This window comes from Nostoc sp. (assembly GCF_036917615.1).
Taxonomy (GTDB): Bacteria; Cyanobacteriota; Cyanobacteriia; order Cyanobacteriales; family Nostocaceae; genus Nostoc.
Genome location: NZ_JBALCZ010000032.1, coordinates 1 through 14,642 on the forward strand (window position 1 = coordinate 1; position 14,642 = coordinate 14,642).

The window sequence follows — 14,642 nt, forward strand, 5'->3', positions numbered from 1 at the left end:
CATCTTTGCCGTTGGGGGAGGCATCACTTGCCCCAATAATCAAGTCGTCAACGCCATCGTTGTTGATGTCCCCCGCATTGCTGACTGAGATGCCTGAGAAGTCAAGTGCTGCAATGCCATTAATCAAAAAGCCATTAGTGCCATTCAAAGAAGAGAGCTTAACGAAATCGAATGATGAATTAGCCATGATTTTCTCAATGTAAGTTTATTTATTCTTAGTCAGAGAGTCGGCTTTAAGATTCTAAGCTTGAAGTTCTGTGTTCCAAGTCGGGGTGCACATCTGTACATTGGTGTCAACTTAACGTGAAAGCCTGTCTAGATAAGTCCTTCAGAGATTGCCTCGTTCCCAGTCCGAGATTGGGAATGCCTAATGAGAGTCAGAGACTCTTACTTGCGGCAGAGCCGCAAGTAAGAGCATTTCTAGCCAGAGGCTAGAAACGAGGTTTTAAAGGGGTTTGCGCTTAAGTTGACACCAATGAGCACTGCTGTGCCCTTATGCTTGTACGACAAAATTTGATCCACTGAGAGTTGACGTACTATCTCAGAACTGCCAATTCACCGCCACTTCCGCAACCAGGTAGGCTTTGGGCTTGTAGAATAACCGCTTATTTACAGTATCCTAGAAAATGCTATTGCTACTGCTACTCATAACTCGTAATTCGTAATTCCTAATTTTTAATTAAGAAATTCAATTACGAATGATGTTGATAACGCTCTTTGGGTATGATTTCCTCAAAGGATTTGACTTTGAAATTTTCAAGTTGTTTTGATATCTTTCAAAACACTTTAGATATTCTGATAAATATCTAAGCAATGTCAATAGGCTAAGTGTAATTCTACTAAAGTCTTTACAATGCCGAATAGTGCGTCGGAGAAATCGCTCTCTTCAAATCGTGTATGTATAGCAATCCGATTTGATTGCGTGAAAAAATCTAAGTATGTGTAGGGGAGCCAGCCGTGTGGGCGGGTTTACCACGCCAGTCCGCACAACGGGGGAACCCCCGCAAGCGGCTGGCTCGACTTGAGCGGACTGGCATTGCGTTATCGCTGAGAGTACGGCACCGAAACCTTCTCTTGGTGCGTTAGCCAAAGGCTAACGCAATGCCAGTTGCAATCAACGGATAGCGCAGCCTCTTTTTTACCTTGGGCTATGCCAACGAGTAATCGAGCGTCCGTAGGAGTGTGATTACGAATTAATATTACTCCTCCCAAGACAAACTTGTTCATAGCTTTTACCAGCGATATCCCAAGTAAATTCTGTTTCTACCAGTTGTCTGCCGTTGTCAGACAATTCTGAACGCAGATGTGGATGATCAAATAGTTGACTAATAACGGTGAGGTACTCTACCGGTTTATTGGCTCGTAATGCCCGTAATGTATGACTAGCACCATCTACGGCTAATCCTTCTAAGCCGCGATCGCTGGCTACTACAGGTACACCAGCTGCCATTGCTTCTAAAGTTTTATTTTTAATGCCAAACCCAGTCCGCATCGGTACAACGCAGATGGTGGCTTGATGTAAATATTCTACCATCGAAGGCACACGCCCAATCACATTAATTCCTGGTTTTTGCTCAAGTGCTAAAACTTCTGGCACTGGATGAGAACCGACAATATCGAAAGTTGTATTGGGATACAATTTTTGGATTTCTGACAAAACTTCGTTGCTGAAAAAACAGACAGCATCAATGTTTGCTAAATTATCCATTGCACCGATGAAAATTAAGCGGTGTCCTCCTGGATCGGTGGTGCGGTTGGGGAAAGAAACTAAATCTACACCATTGGGAATAACTGTAATTTCACTATTGGGATTAAATTCTTGTAATTGAATTTTATCTTCTTCTGTTGTGGCGACAATTGCCGAAAATTTAGCACAGTAACTTTGCTCATAACGACGCAAAAGTGGCAGATTAATTTTGTCTCGGAGTGAATTTTCGGAAATGCCGATTGTTAGTTGGTTGCGACAGGTAGCGTAAACAGAACTATGAACATTAACTATGGTTTTTAGCTGTTTTTGAAAATGCGATTGGACATAAATTTCATTGACGCTATGTTCACAGGTAATTACATCACATTTCCCTGCTTCCACCCAGTTATCAACCCACGTTTGCATCTCAATTGAGTAGCGGTTGAGTACGCTTGGCGGTGTCCCCTGTTGCAAAAATCTCCCCAATCTCTGTATTTTCTTCAACATTCCGGTGGTTCCAGAATCTGGCGGACGTTCAAAAATGGCTAGATGATCAACACAATCGCGTAATCCTGCTACTTCTGCGTCTGTAACATCGCCCTCGCGTTGAGTCACGAGGGTAACACTATGGCGTTGACTCAGGTATTTAAGTAAATTAAATGTCCTGACTTGGGTTCCTCCGCGTGTTGGTGGGTAGGGAAAGGTGGAAGATAGCATTAAAATGTTCATATAAGTGATGAATCAAATGTGATACATACACCATGACCTCATTGGAGGCTATATGTCACGTCGCTTCTCTACGATCTGAAAGTTCTGTCGGCATAGGTGGAATCCGGGCGATCGCTCCGGCTCTGAGCAGATCAGGGCGCTTGGCGTAGGGGAGTAAACCATCCGGCTTGGCGTGATACTGACTAGCACAATCAAGTACGGCAGTTGCTGTCTTCTTTACACCTTCAGCATCAGCAGGCAGATCGCCGAATAAGTACGTGTGTTTGTCAAAAGATACGAAAGCAATTGCACAAGCTTGGTCACAAACACCCATGCATTCAACGGGTTGAATCGAGAACTCGTCTTGCAACACCCAGTCATCATATAGGGTTTGTAATTTCTCTAGCAGCAGTTCACCGCCGCTTTTAGCAACATACTGTTTTGTCTGATGACTACTTCCACAGTTCGTGCAGACGAATATAATGTGTTGATGATTCATAGATAAATTGCAGGGTTCAATTTCTGATGCTGTGTCTATAAAAATCCATGTCGAACACTCAATGGTATCCGACATGGATTTTAAGCAATCAGCCTGTCCGGTCATTAGGCGAACAAACTAAGGGCAAATGTATTTATAACCGCATGACACAGCAATAACGCCCTTTGACACTGACTTACGAAACGCTACGCTTCCAAGTCATCCCACTACGCGGAGTCTGCCGCTGTCGCAGCCACAGTCCCAGCAGCAAACCAATTACCACAATTCCCGTGAAGTAAGTCAGCGAAATCAACCGGACAGATATCGGCGGAGCTACACCTTCGACTGGAATATTCTCTGCAACTTGGAATGGCTGAAATTGCCGGGTTGCGTTTGCTTGTGGTGCAACCTCGACAACAACGCTATGGGGGGCACCGTCAAAGAACTCCTGCTCCCACGCCAATTTTCCATTGCTATCTGGAGTCCCCTGATAAGCAAACGCCACCCAATTATTTTCCAGTTGGGTGGTTGTTACCTTCAACACCACATCTGTCACGGGTTGGCTGGTTTTGGGATCACTGACGCTGACCTGCAATTTGGCAGGTTGACCCACCGTTGCACTCTGGTCACCCGATAGTTGCATATAAAGTCCTTGAGACTGCAATTTAGAGGGCTTACCAGAGGGCGGAACTTCTTCCATACCTGGCATCGACATATGATGGTGCGATTCGGCAAGTTCAGCGCTGATGTTGACCCAGAGGAGTGCAGCGATCGCTACCACAATCAATCCACTTAACAACAATCGTACTTGTTGCGGGGCAATTTCTCCCGGTTGAATCGCTTGTCTGCCCCCAATCACCCAACCTCCTAGTAGTCCAACTGCCAGCAAAATCACAACCAGGATGCCAAAGTAGCGAAACTTTAAGGGATTTTCCGGCAACGTCAGCGTCAGCGTTTGCTGAATCGGCTGAAACGCATTGGCAACCAGCGGAGTAACTGCTACCTGGAGTTGATACGTTCCCCGGATCGGCAGGGTTTGTTGAACCTGCAACTGACCTGTTGGTGCATTGCCTTCAATGTCCAGCAACTTTGTCCCCTCGACGATCGGAAAATCTGTTGTGAACCAGGGGTTTTTAGGACGCGTGAACAATTGCAAGTGGATTTTGGCATCCTTTAAAGACTGCCCTTGAGCATCTACGGCTTGCAGCATCAGCTGCACTGGCGGATTGTAATGCCCCGATCCCAAAACTGTAGTGGCTTCAGCCTCAAGGGGTAGAACCTGATTAATCGGTGGATTGGTTGTTAGCCGCACCGATGGTTGAGCAGATTGGGAAAGTCCGATCCAACCATAGAAGATAATTCCGATCATGCAAATCGCACCGATCAGCTTAGACCACTTAAATTTTGTCATTTGATTTCTTCACTCCTGCTAATCATTGACTCAATCAACTAATGGCAACTCACCATTAGTGTGTGGTGACGCAGAGTATGAGTCGTGTCATGGATAGCAGGGTATGTAGTGAAATAAACTGTCCACAGAGTCAAAGAACACAGTGTCACATAGAGCGCTGATTGTACAGGCACTGATAACACCCGACGGGCGACTTGTTGCTGGGCTGAAGTAGAAGATTGAACCGTCATTTTGTACCTCGCAGATAAGACGATATTAATGGTTGATTCGGCAGGCATTCTGACTTCTACAGGGAGCAGTCGGCAGTAAACAGTAAATCACTGAAAACAGATGACTGAGCGCTGAAGTTCACAGTTGCGGGACAGCGGTAGAGTTTCACTACACTTTCCCTGTTTCCTCTGAGGGGAAGCACCCGTCAGAACCGAGTTGTGGACTCAGCATACACGATTAAGGAGGATATTAAAAGACTTTATAACAAATATTTCAGTGAATCGAAAACTTTTTTTCCTCAAGAGCGATCGCCTAGTCATTGCCATGATCGATTATTAGCTTGCAAGTTTTTTTTGGCAATGTCGGGCATCTAAGCTTAAAACAATACCTTCGATATCCAATGCTGCAATCAAATTTTGAACTGGACTCTGATTTTCGCCTCTGATCCGGAACAAGTTTACACAAAATAGTTAGAGTCAGAAGCTTTCCGGGATAAAAACTAACAAAAACACCAGGAGGAAACGCGCATTTCCTCCTGGTGTTTGGTAGATGACTACAATAGTTAGGTGTGGTTCAGATTTTTGGGTGGACTTGCTAATCCCACTGCTCAATGGGCGCTGCTTCTATTTTGGAGACATCTAGTGTAATGGTATTAGAAAGCTGCGATAGCTGCCTCAGCTACAGCTTGATCCTGTTCACCGCTACCACCACTTACTCCGATTGCACCAACTATCTGGTCATCGCGTTGAAGTGGTATACCCCCGGCAAAGATCATGATTCGTCCTCCATTGGAGACGTGAATACCATAAAATTGTTCTCCTGGTTGAGCATTCTCACCAAGGGATTTGGTAGAAAGATTAAACGCCCGAGCAGTAAATGCTTTGTTAATTGAGATATCGATACTTCCGATCCAGGCATCATCCATCCGAATATGAGCAACAAGATTCCCGCCAGCATCAACAACCGCAAGATTCATTGGTTGTCCGATTGCACGAGCCTTCGCTTCTCCTGCCGCTAGTATTCGTCGTGCGTCATCCAAAGATACAGAATGTTTGTCAGAAGTCATGGTAATTCTTTCAATCGTAGAAATGTGTGCGTTGAGGGGCGTGTCATCAATAAAGGATATCACGACCAGAAATTCTCGGTGTACCCCTTCAAGACCGGGAAGACTTCAAGCGCTGGTTATACCGTTTCACATTCAGATTGATACAAATAGGCAGCGGGGGGACAGGGAGCTCTTAGCAGGGGGAAAGAATTAGAGATTAATCATTTGATATCAGGCATTTCGTAAAATGGCATTAGACGGGATCTTAGCTCCTGATCAATTGCATCCAACTGATAATCACTACAGATCACAGCATAATCAAACCCAGTCGCACACCCACAGCAACAGCCTCGGTGCGACTGGAGACACTGAGCTTTTGAAAAATGGATGAGAGATGAAATTTGACGGTATGCTCAGAAATGTGCAAGTGTTTAGCGATCGCTTTATTTCCCAACCCTGACCCAAGCATTCCTAAAACCTCTATTTCCCGTGGTGTCAAACTTTGTACCGGATTCGCCACCACTTTTTCCCGGATAGACAGTAATTCTACAGCATCCGGGTGCAACACCACTAAACCAAAAGCGATCGCCTCCACAGCAGCGACAATTTCTGACTCTGTGCTAGTACTGGGCAATATCCCCCGGATACCAGAACGTAACCCTGTCTCTAAATCGATGCTGTCGAGTTCCTCAACAATCACGATCATTGCCAATGGGTATTGTTCCTCTTGAATAAGCAGCAATTTTTCCCACACCGATTGTTGAAGATTGCTGCTCAAATCTACCAGCACCACATCTGGTTGTAATTGCCCAACTTCCCTTGCCAATACATCCAAATCGGATGCACTCCCCACAACCGTCAGCCGAGGATTGGTAGTTACCACAGCTGATAACCCTGCCCGCACTACAGGGGAAGTGGCAACTACCATCACCCGGATCATGTCGCCTCCACAGCAGTTTTCCCAGACTGCACCGCAACATAAATCACTAATTGCTGCCCACCGCGTAGGAGTTGTAGCGGCACAGATCCTTGACTCTCACGCAGATATTTGGTTAAGTCATTTATGCTAGTAAATAATCGCCCCGAAACTCCAATTAAAACATCGCCGATTTGCACACCAGCAGTTTCCGCTACACTGTCAGGTAAAATTGACAACACCAATAAACCCAAGCTACGCCTACCTAAAAGCACAGGTTGCAGTGTGACTCCCAGTTGCGGACGACTATTGCCCTGTAAAAAACGCTCAACGGTGTTGCTAGGAACTGCCACAGCCAAACCATTAACAATCATGGTGTTAATTCCCACGACTCGACCGAGACAATCGGCAAGCGGCCCTCCAGAATTACCAGGATACAGCCGCAAATCGGCCATAACTGCCCGTGGATTATTTGCATAGATGATTCCAGTTGTCACAGCACCACTCTCAGCAAACGGATTACCCACCGCTAAGACTAATTCACCCACTCGTAGCGTCTCAGAATTGCCAATGGTTGCAGCAGTTAAATCAGTGGCGACAATTTTCAGGGCTGCTAAATCCTGCTGTGGGTCAAATTGTGTACGTACTGCATCAAATACCCTTCCATCTGCCAATTCCACAGTTGCACGGTTGCTAGTTGCCACATGGGCATTAGTGATAATTAGTCCATCAGGTTGCCAAATTACACCCGAACCGACGCCCAGAGAGCCGCTTTTCACTTTGACAGTGCGATCACGTAGCGTAGCAGCTACCTCTGTCAATTCAGCAGCGATGTTAGTTAATGTTGTGTTTGCCATGTTATACACTTTTTGAGCATGTCAAAGTAAAATCAGTGGACTGACAATAGTTTTTAGTCGGGTTGAGATAATTGAGAATCCTGTAAGATATCAGTCAACCCAACTTTGGAAAGCAAATTCTGAGAGTTCCGAATTTTGAAGCTCAACGTTCGAGCAAAAAGGTGGAAGTTTCGAGTTTAAAGCTCGAATGTTCGAGTTCAAAGGTCGAAGTTCCGAGTTCAAAGCTTGAATGTTCGAGCAAAAAGGTGGAAGTTCTGTGTTCAGAAGCTCAACGTTCGAGCAAAAAGGTGGAAGTTCCGAGTTCAAAGCGTGAACGTTCGAGTTCAAAGGTGGAAGTTCCGAGTTCAAAGCGTGAACGTTCGAGTTCAAAGGTGGAAGTTCCGAGTTCAAAGCTCGAATGAATAGAAAATTTAGATAAATCTTCACACAGCTAGTTAAACCCATCCCAAATTGGCATTATTCCTCCTTAGTAGGTCGTTCGCCAACTGTGATCGCTAACTCAACTAACACTCCACCCCGGACAACTTGCACGTTTACAGGTTTACCAATGCGATCGCTACTATTGAGCAGCGCCAGCACATCACCTGTATCGCCCACAGTTACGCCATCGAATGTCACCAAAACATCGCCAAGCAGCACACCTGCATTATCAGCGGGCCCCGAAGGCTCAACATTGACAACAATTACCCCAGTTGCAGAAGTTAAATTGAGAGCAGTTTTCAGGTTCTTTGGTAAGCGTACAGGTTGCATTCCCACACCCAAGTAGCCTTTGGAAATGCGTCCTTTTGCAACTAATTGGTCAACCACGCGATCGACTGTAGCAGTGGGAATAGTCAAAGCAGTACCACGCCGCCCCGATGTATTCATACCTACTACAAAACCACCAGCATCTACGAGCGGCCCACCTGCAAAGCCAGAGTAAAGGTTGATGTCTGGGCGGATGAATTGGTCAATATTTCCGCCACTCATACTTCGCCAAGCACCGCTAACCACACTCACTGCACCCATCGCCGCCCTTAAGTCACCTTCGCTACCTCTTGCTAGTCCTAGTACCAGATGACCGACTTTGAGGGTTTTGGCATCGCCAACTTTTGCCACAGGTATTTCGACATTTTCTAGTTTAAAAACAGCGATATCGGTGCTAGAGTCATGACCGACGAGTGTTACTGGTGCAGTGCTACCATTTGATAGGGTGATGGTGATGTCGTCATAGCGCTGGAGGGACTCATCAGAGGTAACAATGATCCCATTCCGCCAGTGAATGCCACTTGGGGAAACACGAGTACCCGCATTAACTGCAACCACAGCACTCCCAGTTTGTTCTACGGTGTCAGCTAAACTGTTGGACAGAGCCAGTAATGAAGACATAAAATTTTTCTGCAAACGTTCTTAGATATTCATATCGTGCCGTTTGCTCAACACAGATGGCATCGGAAAAATGGGGAGAATTCACCCTAGAAAAATGGCTAGGATTTATATAGCAATCCTGAATCATAGGCGCAGGAAAAAGAACCGCGACTTTTCAAATAATTCGCGGTTCTGCGAGTTGCAATTCTCACAATGCTCAATCAATAGCTTGTCCTAAAGGACACGCTACGCGAACGCCAATTTACGAGCGTGAGTTTATCCTTGAACTAAAAAATGACTACTGAAGAGAGCTAATTCTGTTTTGTAACTCAATTAAATCGGGGTACTGATTAACATCAATTTCATTAAGCGCCCAATTAAAAAAATATTTCAGAGAAATGTACTGAGATTTCTGTCGCTGCATAGCTTTTTGAATGTCTTTTCCATGAAACCAGATCAAATACTGTTTCTGTGTCCAAAATTCCTCTTGGGCAAACTGCTGCTGATATACAGCAATACTCTGTTCAAACCTGTCTAGTGTGACTGTTCCAACAGCCTGTTGAAACTGGTTAATTAGTGCCACAGCTTGATTCCGACAGTCATGTAGAGTGAGTAAAGATGGGAGTTGACCACTACCACCTGTCCATGTTGTTTTAAATTGATGTCGGGCTGCACTTGATTGCAACAAATCAGATAATGCCCATCTTACTGTTTGATAATCTTGCAAACTTCTTGCAGCTTCTTCGATCCACGCTGAAATCGCCTCAATACCTGGTGAATTTTTATGCTCCCATTGAGAAGTAGGATTGTCTTGTTTCTCTATATATTTTGTGTGCCAATAATTATGAATCAAATCAGCGTTAAATAAATAATTTTCGACGCAAGCACGATGGGTAAGTAACATCGACTTGAATTGGATTAATCCGATGTTGGCAGTAGGTTGAACGTCAAAATCGCGATCGCGAAAAATGATATATTGTTGATTTATCGCTCCATCTATAGAAAAATAACCCTGAACAAAGACCGAAAAGGTAAATTTACTACCACAGGGAACAATTGTAGGCTTATTTTTTAAAAGGTTCTCGACAACTCTATTAAGTAGTCTAAAATCTAAACTACTTTGCTTGCCCTCACAGAAAATAATTTTGCCACTAACGACACTCACAATTACACCTCTAGCCGGATAATATATGCTTCAGGCACTAATTGCTCTATATAATCAGAGTGGGTTGTAATGATAAACTGATTATTTGTGCCTAACTTGGGCAAAGCTCTAAGCAATGCCTGTTGCATTGGTGGATGTAGGTGCAATTCAATTTCATCAATAAGAATGACAGAGTTGTGAATATTCCAACTAGCAAAGTCCACTAGCATTGGGAAAATAGCACGTTCACCGCCGGACATCTCAGAAATTTCATACTGGTTTTTGCCGTCATATAAATAAAACCAGGGTTCGCTCAAGATATCGTCCACATTCTCTCGCAGAACTGGGCCTTCAAAACTGCGTTCTGGAAAGACTGCTTTGTAACCGCGTTCAATTTCGGCGTATAAATCCTTTTGTCCTTGGCGTAGATTGGGAATTTTAGGTGTTCCTACATCTTGATGGAATTGTCGCCACTTAGAAAGGCGATCGCGCAACAGGTCTTCTGTAATTTCTAGTTTGCGATCTGGGTCTTCTGTAGTCAGGCTAGTTGATGTTCTCTGTTCTGTGTACCAAAGAATTGTACCCACTCGGTCAAATACTTGAAATCCTTCAGCACGTTGTAGCTGTTTAGCGTATTCTCGCCCTTGAAATTGAAATAATTCAGCAGCACTATCTGCTTGAACACGCCCATTTCGCCATTTAAGGGTAACAATATGCTTTTCAGCAGGAGGCTGCAAATCACGACCCATTTCTCGTAATTTCTGTTGAAAATATCGCACAGCTTGGAGTTCACCAGATGAAAACTGCACTTTTACATTTACCTCTGGCTCAAATCTTCCCCAGTTACTCCCAAGCAGTTCATAGTTAAATCCTGCCCATTCTAAATCGGAGGGTTCCTTTAATCGTCCGGTTGCTGTGCCGAGTGTTGAAGCGATCGCTTGTAAAAGACTTGTTTTTCCAGCACCGTTCATGCCGATGAGAACAATAATATCTCGCGCTAACCCAGTTTCTGGATCTGTGAAATCAAATGTAGAAGACCGGAATTTTTTAAAATATTTTAGCTGTAGGGATTGAATTTTCATAAGCTAGTCTCCACGTCAAATCCCGGTATTATTGGTATATTTTCCACAACCTTTTTAGATTTTGTTTTGGTTGTTTTCTTCTTACTAGCTTTAGCGTTAGTTTTCTTCTGTGTTGTTTTACCGGCGAGAACTTCGGCTTGCGATCGCTCTTGGTTAAGATGGAGTAGGCGTGCTAACACTTGATTATGCACTTCTTCTGTCCAACGGTAGTGCCAAGGTTTTTTTCGCTGTCGTCCGTTGCTGGTTTCTTGATCATCGTAGTCTCGCAGGAGGGTGCAGTCGGCAGGGATGTCACTCCAGATGTAAGCTTCGAGGACGGCTTTATCCATTGCGGCGTGCAGTGAGCCTAATTTTAGGATATCAGGGTCAATAGTTAGTATTCACAAATCTAGGACATTCTAACGCGAGTTCTATAGGATTAATTGTCTTGAGACGTGAAAAACCCCCATCATTCCTGATGAGGCGTTGGCGATTGATAAAACTTTAACTGTTACAAAAATGTGGGCAAAATATCATGAACACTAAGCGTATTACATTCTAAAGTGAAATAGTAATGAAATGGAAGATAAACAAATGCACACCCAATCTACAGAAATCGACCTGCTCACTCCATCTATAAAATTACCTTTGTATGGCAAGAGAATTTTAGTAACAGCACCGAGAAATTATGCTTCTAGGCTATCTGAACAAATCATCAAACAAGGTGGTCTACCTGTTCTCATGCCTACTATCGAAACCTGTTATTTATCAAACTACACCAAATTAGATACTGCTCTGGAACGCATAGATGAATTTAATTGGATTGTCTTCACCAGTAGAAACGGTATCACTGCATTTTTTCAGCGGATGAATGATTTAAATATTCCCGTATCTGTGGTACAAAAATGTCACTTATGTGCATTAGGAGAAGACGCAGAAAGCTTATCATCTTTTTGTGGCAAAGTAGATTTAATCCCCACAGAATCTAGCCCAGCCGGAATTGTCGCAGAACTAGCGAAACTACCAGAAATTCACGATAAAAAAGTGCTGATCCCGGCTCCAGAAGTTGTTGGTTTGCCTGAGCCTGATGTTGTACCCAATTTAATTACGGATTTGCAGAAATTGGGTATGAAAGTAACTCGCGTACCCACCTATATTACACAGAGTTTAGATAAAAATATCTACAGTATTGAATTAAACCTGATACGTCAAGCAATGATCAATGTAATTGCCTTTAGTAGCACGGTGGAAGTAGAAAGCTTTTTGACAATGGTCAATTCGCAAAGCGATTATGAACGTTGCATTATTGCATGTTTCGGCCCTTATACAACTGCCAATGCCCAAAAGTTGGGTATGAATGTCTCTATTGTGTCCAAAGATTATAGTTCATTTGAGGGATTTGCAGAAGCGATCGCAGAATTTTTTCCTCTCACTTCCACTTCACACTAAGCGCATCAAGATGTAGAGTAATCTAACCACATTTAACTCTAGACTAGCTGCACATAAACCCGTAGTATCGGAAATGGAGTTTAAATTTAGCTAGGGATTGTTAGATGGCAACTTATAAAGTTACATTACGTACTCCAAATGGAGAAAAAACAATTGAAGTTCCTGAAGATGAGTACATCCTAGAGATCGCTAACGAGGAAAATGGGCTAGACTTACCCTATTCCTGTAACGCTGGTTCTTGCTCTAGCTGCACTGGGAAGGTGATTTCAGGTACAGTTGACCAATCAGATCAGAACTTCTTAGACGACGAACAAATTGACGAGGGATGGGTTCTCACCTGTGTTGCCTATGCCACTTCTGACTGTGTTATCGAAACCAATCAAGAAGATGCACTTAATGCTTAACTAAGAAATGTAGATTTGATAGAGAGCAAGTTTTGTAGGATGCGTTAGAACATTCGTCCTAGCGTACCTAAAATCTAGGTGGTGCGTTATCCTACTCAATAACATACTCTACAAGATTGAAAATTCTGCACTTTCCTAATAAATCTGTATAGGCTGAGTAATTCACACTAAAAAGCGCTCCCTTTTTGGAGAGCGCTTTTTATTTAGTTTAATAGATAGCTAGCAGATATCAAGCGCAAATTAGCCAGATGATGCTAAATTAACTTTGACAACTTTATTCTTTTCTTCTTCAGCTTTGGGTAGCGTTAGGTTCAAGATGCCATCTTTATAATCTGCCGTGACGTTGGTATTTTGAATCCGAGCAGGTAAAGGAATTACACGTTGGAATTTACCATAGTGGAATTCGCTTTTGATCACACCTTTATCTTCAGATTTCGCTTCAGACTTTCGCTCACCACTCAGGTATACAGCATTTTCTGTAACTTGCAAATCCAGGTCTTTAGCTTCAATTCCCGGAAGTTCTAGCTTCAGATGAATTGCATCTTCAGTTTCTTTTAACTCAGCAGCGGGAACTCTGGATAAACCTCTATCCAAAAATGCAGTTGGCAAAGTATCTTCATCAAATAAGCGATTGATTTGGCGTTGTATTGTGTTAAATTATTGCCAGGGGTTTAAACGTACTAATGTCATATCTCTACCTCGGATAATCAATATTCTTACTGTCTAACTAATTGAGGATTTAATTCCTTGCTTTGTTCTCATAGTATTGAAAAAAAAAGTGGCGTGAATTCGGTTTTTATCACCTGATTTATGAAGATTACCGAACCAAAAATCTACTTAATAACAAGTACGGTAATTTCAAATATCTGTGTTCGGTAAACTCTACAAAAGCAGACTTAAAATATCGCAATTCTATTTAAAATGTCGCTGTCACCCACACCCCTACTCTTAAAGCTTGTATGTGTAGCCTATCCTACAAATCTTTAGTATATTCGCGCGACTAATGAGAATAATTCGACCTGTTGTATTTTTTTAATTTCACAGAGATAATAAGAGATTCCTAACAAACTGCTGATAACAGATATGTCAACAAGTTGGATTTACCTTATCTTCGCAATCCTCTTTGAGGTTTCAGGCACAACTTGCATGAAGTTATCGCAAGGATTTACTAGAATAGTTCCTTCGCTATTAATAGTTGTTTTCTATGGACTTTGTTTTACTTTTTTGACTTTTGCTCTTAAGAGACTTGAAGTGAGTGTGGCTTATTCTGTCTGGGCTGGATTGGGAACTATCCTAATTGCTATTATTGGTATTATCTGTTTTCATGAATCTGCCACATTGATCAAACTTATGTCGATCGCCTTAATAATCATCGGGGTAATTGGCATAAATGCAAGTTGATGGCGGATAGGAATTAGGCGGCTCATAAAACATCGGGTTTACCAAAACATCCCACTACAAAACTCACTTTTTACTACTTTGCTGGGTTATGGGTTAAGTGGTGGGATCAGGGCAAACGCATCTAAATTGCTCTTGATCGCAACGAAGGTTAAGAACCAACGAAAAAATCAGGATTTCGCGTTTGATTATTTTTTAAGCGCCAAAGCGATGCCTGCGGCGGGCTACGCCAACGCTTAAAACCTTAGCAATAAGCAAGGATTAATAACATTATTTTTGATTTTATTGATAATAAACCTTGCTTATTGACATTATGCGGCTACCCTGGCGATCACCTTGACAAAATTTTGCTATCAAAGTGATCAGCTTATAACCAAAAAATTTTGGCTTTTTCCAACTCGTTTGTAACTAATATTTTTGGATTTGATGGGCTATTCCATCTATTAGCTCCTGTTTATTTGTAGTAGGGTCAACTAAGATTAATATAGAGTACTACTGCCTTCGATGAACTTAGGAGGCAATATCTC

At 43.0% G+C, this 14,642-nt stretch carries 16 protein-coding genes and 1 riboswitch; of the genes, 3 read left to right on the top strand and 13 right to left on the bottom strand.

Annotated features, from left to right (window positions below; all coding sequences use genetic code 11):
- The 12 genes from V7K85_RS12675 to V7K85_RS12730 all read right to left on the bottom strand — a co-directional run.
- Positions 1-187: integrin alpha (locus V7K85_RS12675; protein ID WP_334814023.1), on the bottom strand; the 187-nt coding region annotated here is incomplete at its 3' end.
- Between the two features lie 999 nt (positions 188-1,186).
- Positions 1,187-2,416, bottom strand: coding sequence for a glycosyltransferase family 4 protein (locus V7K85_RS12680; RefSeq protein WP_334814024.1), 1,230 nt, complete (start codon positions 2,414-2,416; stop codon positions 1,187-1,189).
- 55 nt (positions 2,417-2,471) lie between these two features.
- Positions 2,472-2,894, bottom strand: a complete 423-nt coding sequence (locus V7K85_RS12685) for a DUF1636 domain-containing protein (RefSeq protein WP_334814025.1) — start codon at positions 2,892-2,894, stop codon at positions 2,472-2,474.
- 175 nt (positions 2,895-3,069) lie between these two features.
- Positions 3,070-4,284, bottom strand: a complete 1,215-nt coding sequence (locus tag V7K85_RS12690; RefSeq protein ID WP_334814026.1) for a hypothetical protein — start codon at positions 4,282-4,284, stop codon at positions 3,070-3,072.
- Between the two features lie 38 nt (positions 4,285-4,322).
- Complete coding sequence (locus V7K85_RS12695; protein ID WP_334814027.1) at positions 4,323-4,514, bottom strand: CbtB-domain containing protein; 192 nt, start codon at positions 4,512-4,514, stop codon at positions 4,323-4,325.
- A gap of 22 nt (positions 4,515-4,536) precedes the next feature.
- Positions 4,537-4,725: riboswitch (cobalamin riboswitch) on the bottom strand.
- Between the two features lie 421 nt (positions 4,726-5,146).
- Positions 5,147-5,560 (bottom strand): GlcG/HbpS family heme-binding protein, encoded by a 414-nt coding sequence (locus tag V7K85_RS12700; RefSeq protein ID WP_334814028.1) that lies wholly within the window; start codon positions 5,558-5,560, stop codon positions 5,147-5,149.
- A gap of 286 nt (positions 5,561-5,846) precedes the next feature.
- Positions 5,847-6,479 (bottom strand): response regulator transcription factor, encoded by a 633-nt coding sequence (locus V7K85_RS12705; protein WP_334814029.1) that lies wholly within the window; start codon positions 6,477-6,479, stop codon positions 5,847-5,849.
- Complete coding sequence (locus V7K85_RS12710) at positions 6,476-7,312, bottom strand: S1C family serine protease (protein ID WP_334814030.1); 837 nt, start codon at positions 7,310-7,312, stop codon at positions 6,476-6,478. Before V7K85_RS12710 ends, V7K85_RS12705 begins: the two co-directional genes overlap by 4 nt.
- A 456-nt stretch (positions 7,313-7,768) precedes the next feature.
- The gene (locus V7K85_RS12715) at positions 7,769-8,680 is read right to left on the bottom strand and encodes a S1C family serine protease (RefSeq protein WP_334814031.1); all 912 of its coding nucleotides are present in this window, start codon (positions 8,678-8,680) and stop codon (positions 7,769-7,771) included.
- 277 nt (positions 8,681-8,957) lie between these two features.
- Entirely contained in the window at positions 8,958-9,824 is an 867-nt protein-coding gene (locus V7K85_RS12720; RefSeq protein ID WP_334814032.1) for a DUF4435 domain-containing protein, read from the bottom strand.
- A 2-nt stretch (positions 9,825-9,826) separates the two neighbouring features.
- On the bottom strand, positions 9,827-10,885 hold the full coding sequence (locus V7K85_RS12725; RefSeq protein WP_334814033.1) for an AAA family ATPase: 1,059 nt from the start codon (positions 10,883-10,885) through the stop codon (positions 9,827-9,829).
- Positions 10,882-11,214, bottom strand: a complete 333-nt coding sequence (locus tag V7K85_RS12730; RefSeq protein ID WP_334814034.1) for a hypothetical protein — start codon at positions 11,212-11,214, stop codon at positions 10,882-10,884. The genes V7K85_RS12725 and V7K85_RS12730 overlap by 4 nt, the downstream gene beginning before the upstream one ends.
- Positions 11,215-11,443: 229 nt before the next feature.
- On the opposite strand from V7K85_RS12730, the gene V7K85_RS12735 reads away from it, so the two are divergent.
- Both V7K85_RS12735 and V7K85_RS12740 read left to right on the top strand, forming a co-directional pair.
- The gene (locus V7K85_RS12735) at positions 11,444-12,313 is read left to right on the top strand and encodes a uroporphyrinogen-III synthase (protein ID WP_334814035.1); all 870 of its coding nucleotides are present in this window, start codon (positions 11,444-11,446) and stop codon (positions 12,311-12,313) included.
- 104 nt (positions 12,314-12,417) lie between these two features.
- Positions 12,418-12,717: a ferredoxin gene (locus V7K85_RS12740; RefSeq protein WP_334814036.1), complete on the top strand. Its 300-nt coding sequence runs from the start codon at positions 12,418-12,420 to the stop codon at positions 12,715-12,717.
- 240 nt (positions 12,718-12,957) lie between these two features.
- Here the strand turns inward: V7K85_RS12740 and V7K85_RS12745 are convergent, their stop codons facing one another.
- On the bottom strand, positions 12,958-13,365 hold the full coding sequence (locus V7K85_RS12745; RefSeq protein WP_334814038.1) for an Hsp20/alpha crystallin family protein: 408 nt from the start codon (positions 13,363-13,365) through the stop codon (positions 12,958-12,960).
- 435 nt (positions 13,366-13,800) lie between these two features.
- Here V7K85_RS12745 and V7K85_RS12750 point away from each other — a divergent pair, with 435 nt between their 5' ends.
- Positions 13,801-14,118, top strand: coding sequence for a DMT family transporter (locus tag V7K85_RS12750; protein ID WP_334814037.1), 318 nt, complete (start codon positions 13,801-13,803; stop codon positions 14,116-14,118).
- Positions 14,119-14,642: the final 524 nt, after the last annotated feature.

What these genes read in the sequence shown, in the direction of transcription:
- V7K85_RS12725 (WP_334814033.1), bottom strand. Translation starts at nt 10,885, where the DNA reads ATGAAAATTCAATCCCTACAGCTAAAATATTTTAAAAAATTCCGGTCT.
- V7K85_RS12730 (WP_334814034.1), bottom strand. Translation starts at nt 11,214, where the DNA reads ATGGATAAAGCCGTCCTCGAAGCTTACATCTGGAGTGACATCCCTGCC.
- V7K85_RS12740 (WP_334814036.1), top strand. Translation starts at nt 12,418, where the DNA reads ATGGCAACTTATAAAGTTACATTACGTACTCCAAATGGAGAAAAAACA.
- V7K85_RS12700 (WP_334814028.1), bottom strand. Translation starts at nt 5,560, where the DNA reads ATGACTTCTGACAAACATTCTGTATCTTTGGATGACGCACGACGAATA.
- V7K85_RS12710 (WP_334814030.1), bottom strand. Translation starts at nt 7,312, where the DNA reads ATGGCAAACACAACATTAACTAACATCGCTGCTGAATTGACAGAGGTA.
- V7K85_RS12705 (WP_334814029.1), bottom strand. Translation starts at nt 6,479, where the DNA reads ATGATCCGGGTGATGGTAGTTGCCACTTCCCCTGTAGTGCGGGCAGGG.
- V7K85_RS12695 (WP_334814027.1), bottom strand. Translation starts at nt 4,514, where the DNA reads ATGACGGTTCAATCTTCTACTTCAGCCCAGCAACAAGTCGCCCGTCGG.
- V7K85_RS12685 (WP_334814025.1), bottom strand. Translation starts at nt 2,894, where the DNA reads ATGAATCATCAACACATTATATTCGTCTGCACGAACTGTGGAAGTAGT.
- V7K85_RS12735 (WP_334814035.1), top strand. Translation starts at nt 11,444, where the DNA reads ATGGAAGATAAACAAATGCACACCCAATCTACAGAAATCGACCTGCTC.
- V7K85_RS12680 (WP_334814024.1), bottom strand. Translation starts at nt 2,416, where the DNA reads ATGAACATTTTAATGCTATCTTCCACCTTTCCCTACCCACCAACACGC.
- V7K85_RS12690 (WP_334814026.1), bottom strand. Translation starts at nt 4,284, where the DNA reads ATGACAAAATTTAAGTGGTCTAAGCTGATCGGTGCGATTTGCATGATC.
- V7K85_RS12715 (WP_334814031.1), bottom strand. Translation starts at nt 8,680, where the DNA reads ATGTCTTCATTACTGGCTCTGTCCAACAGTTTAGCTGACACCGTAGAA.
- V7K85_RS12750 (WP_334814037.1), top strand. Translation starts at nt 13,801, where the DNA reads ATGTCAACAAGTTGGATTTACCTTATCTTCGCAATCCTCTTTGAGGTT.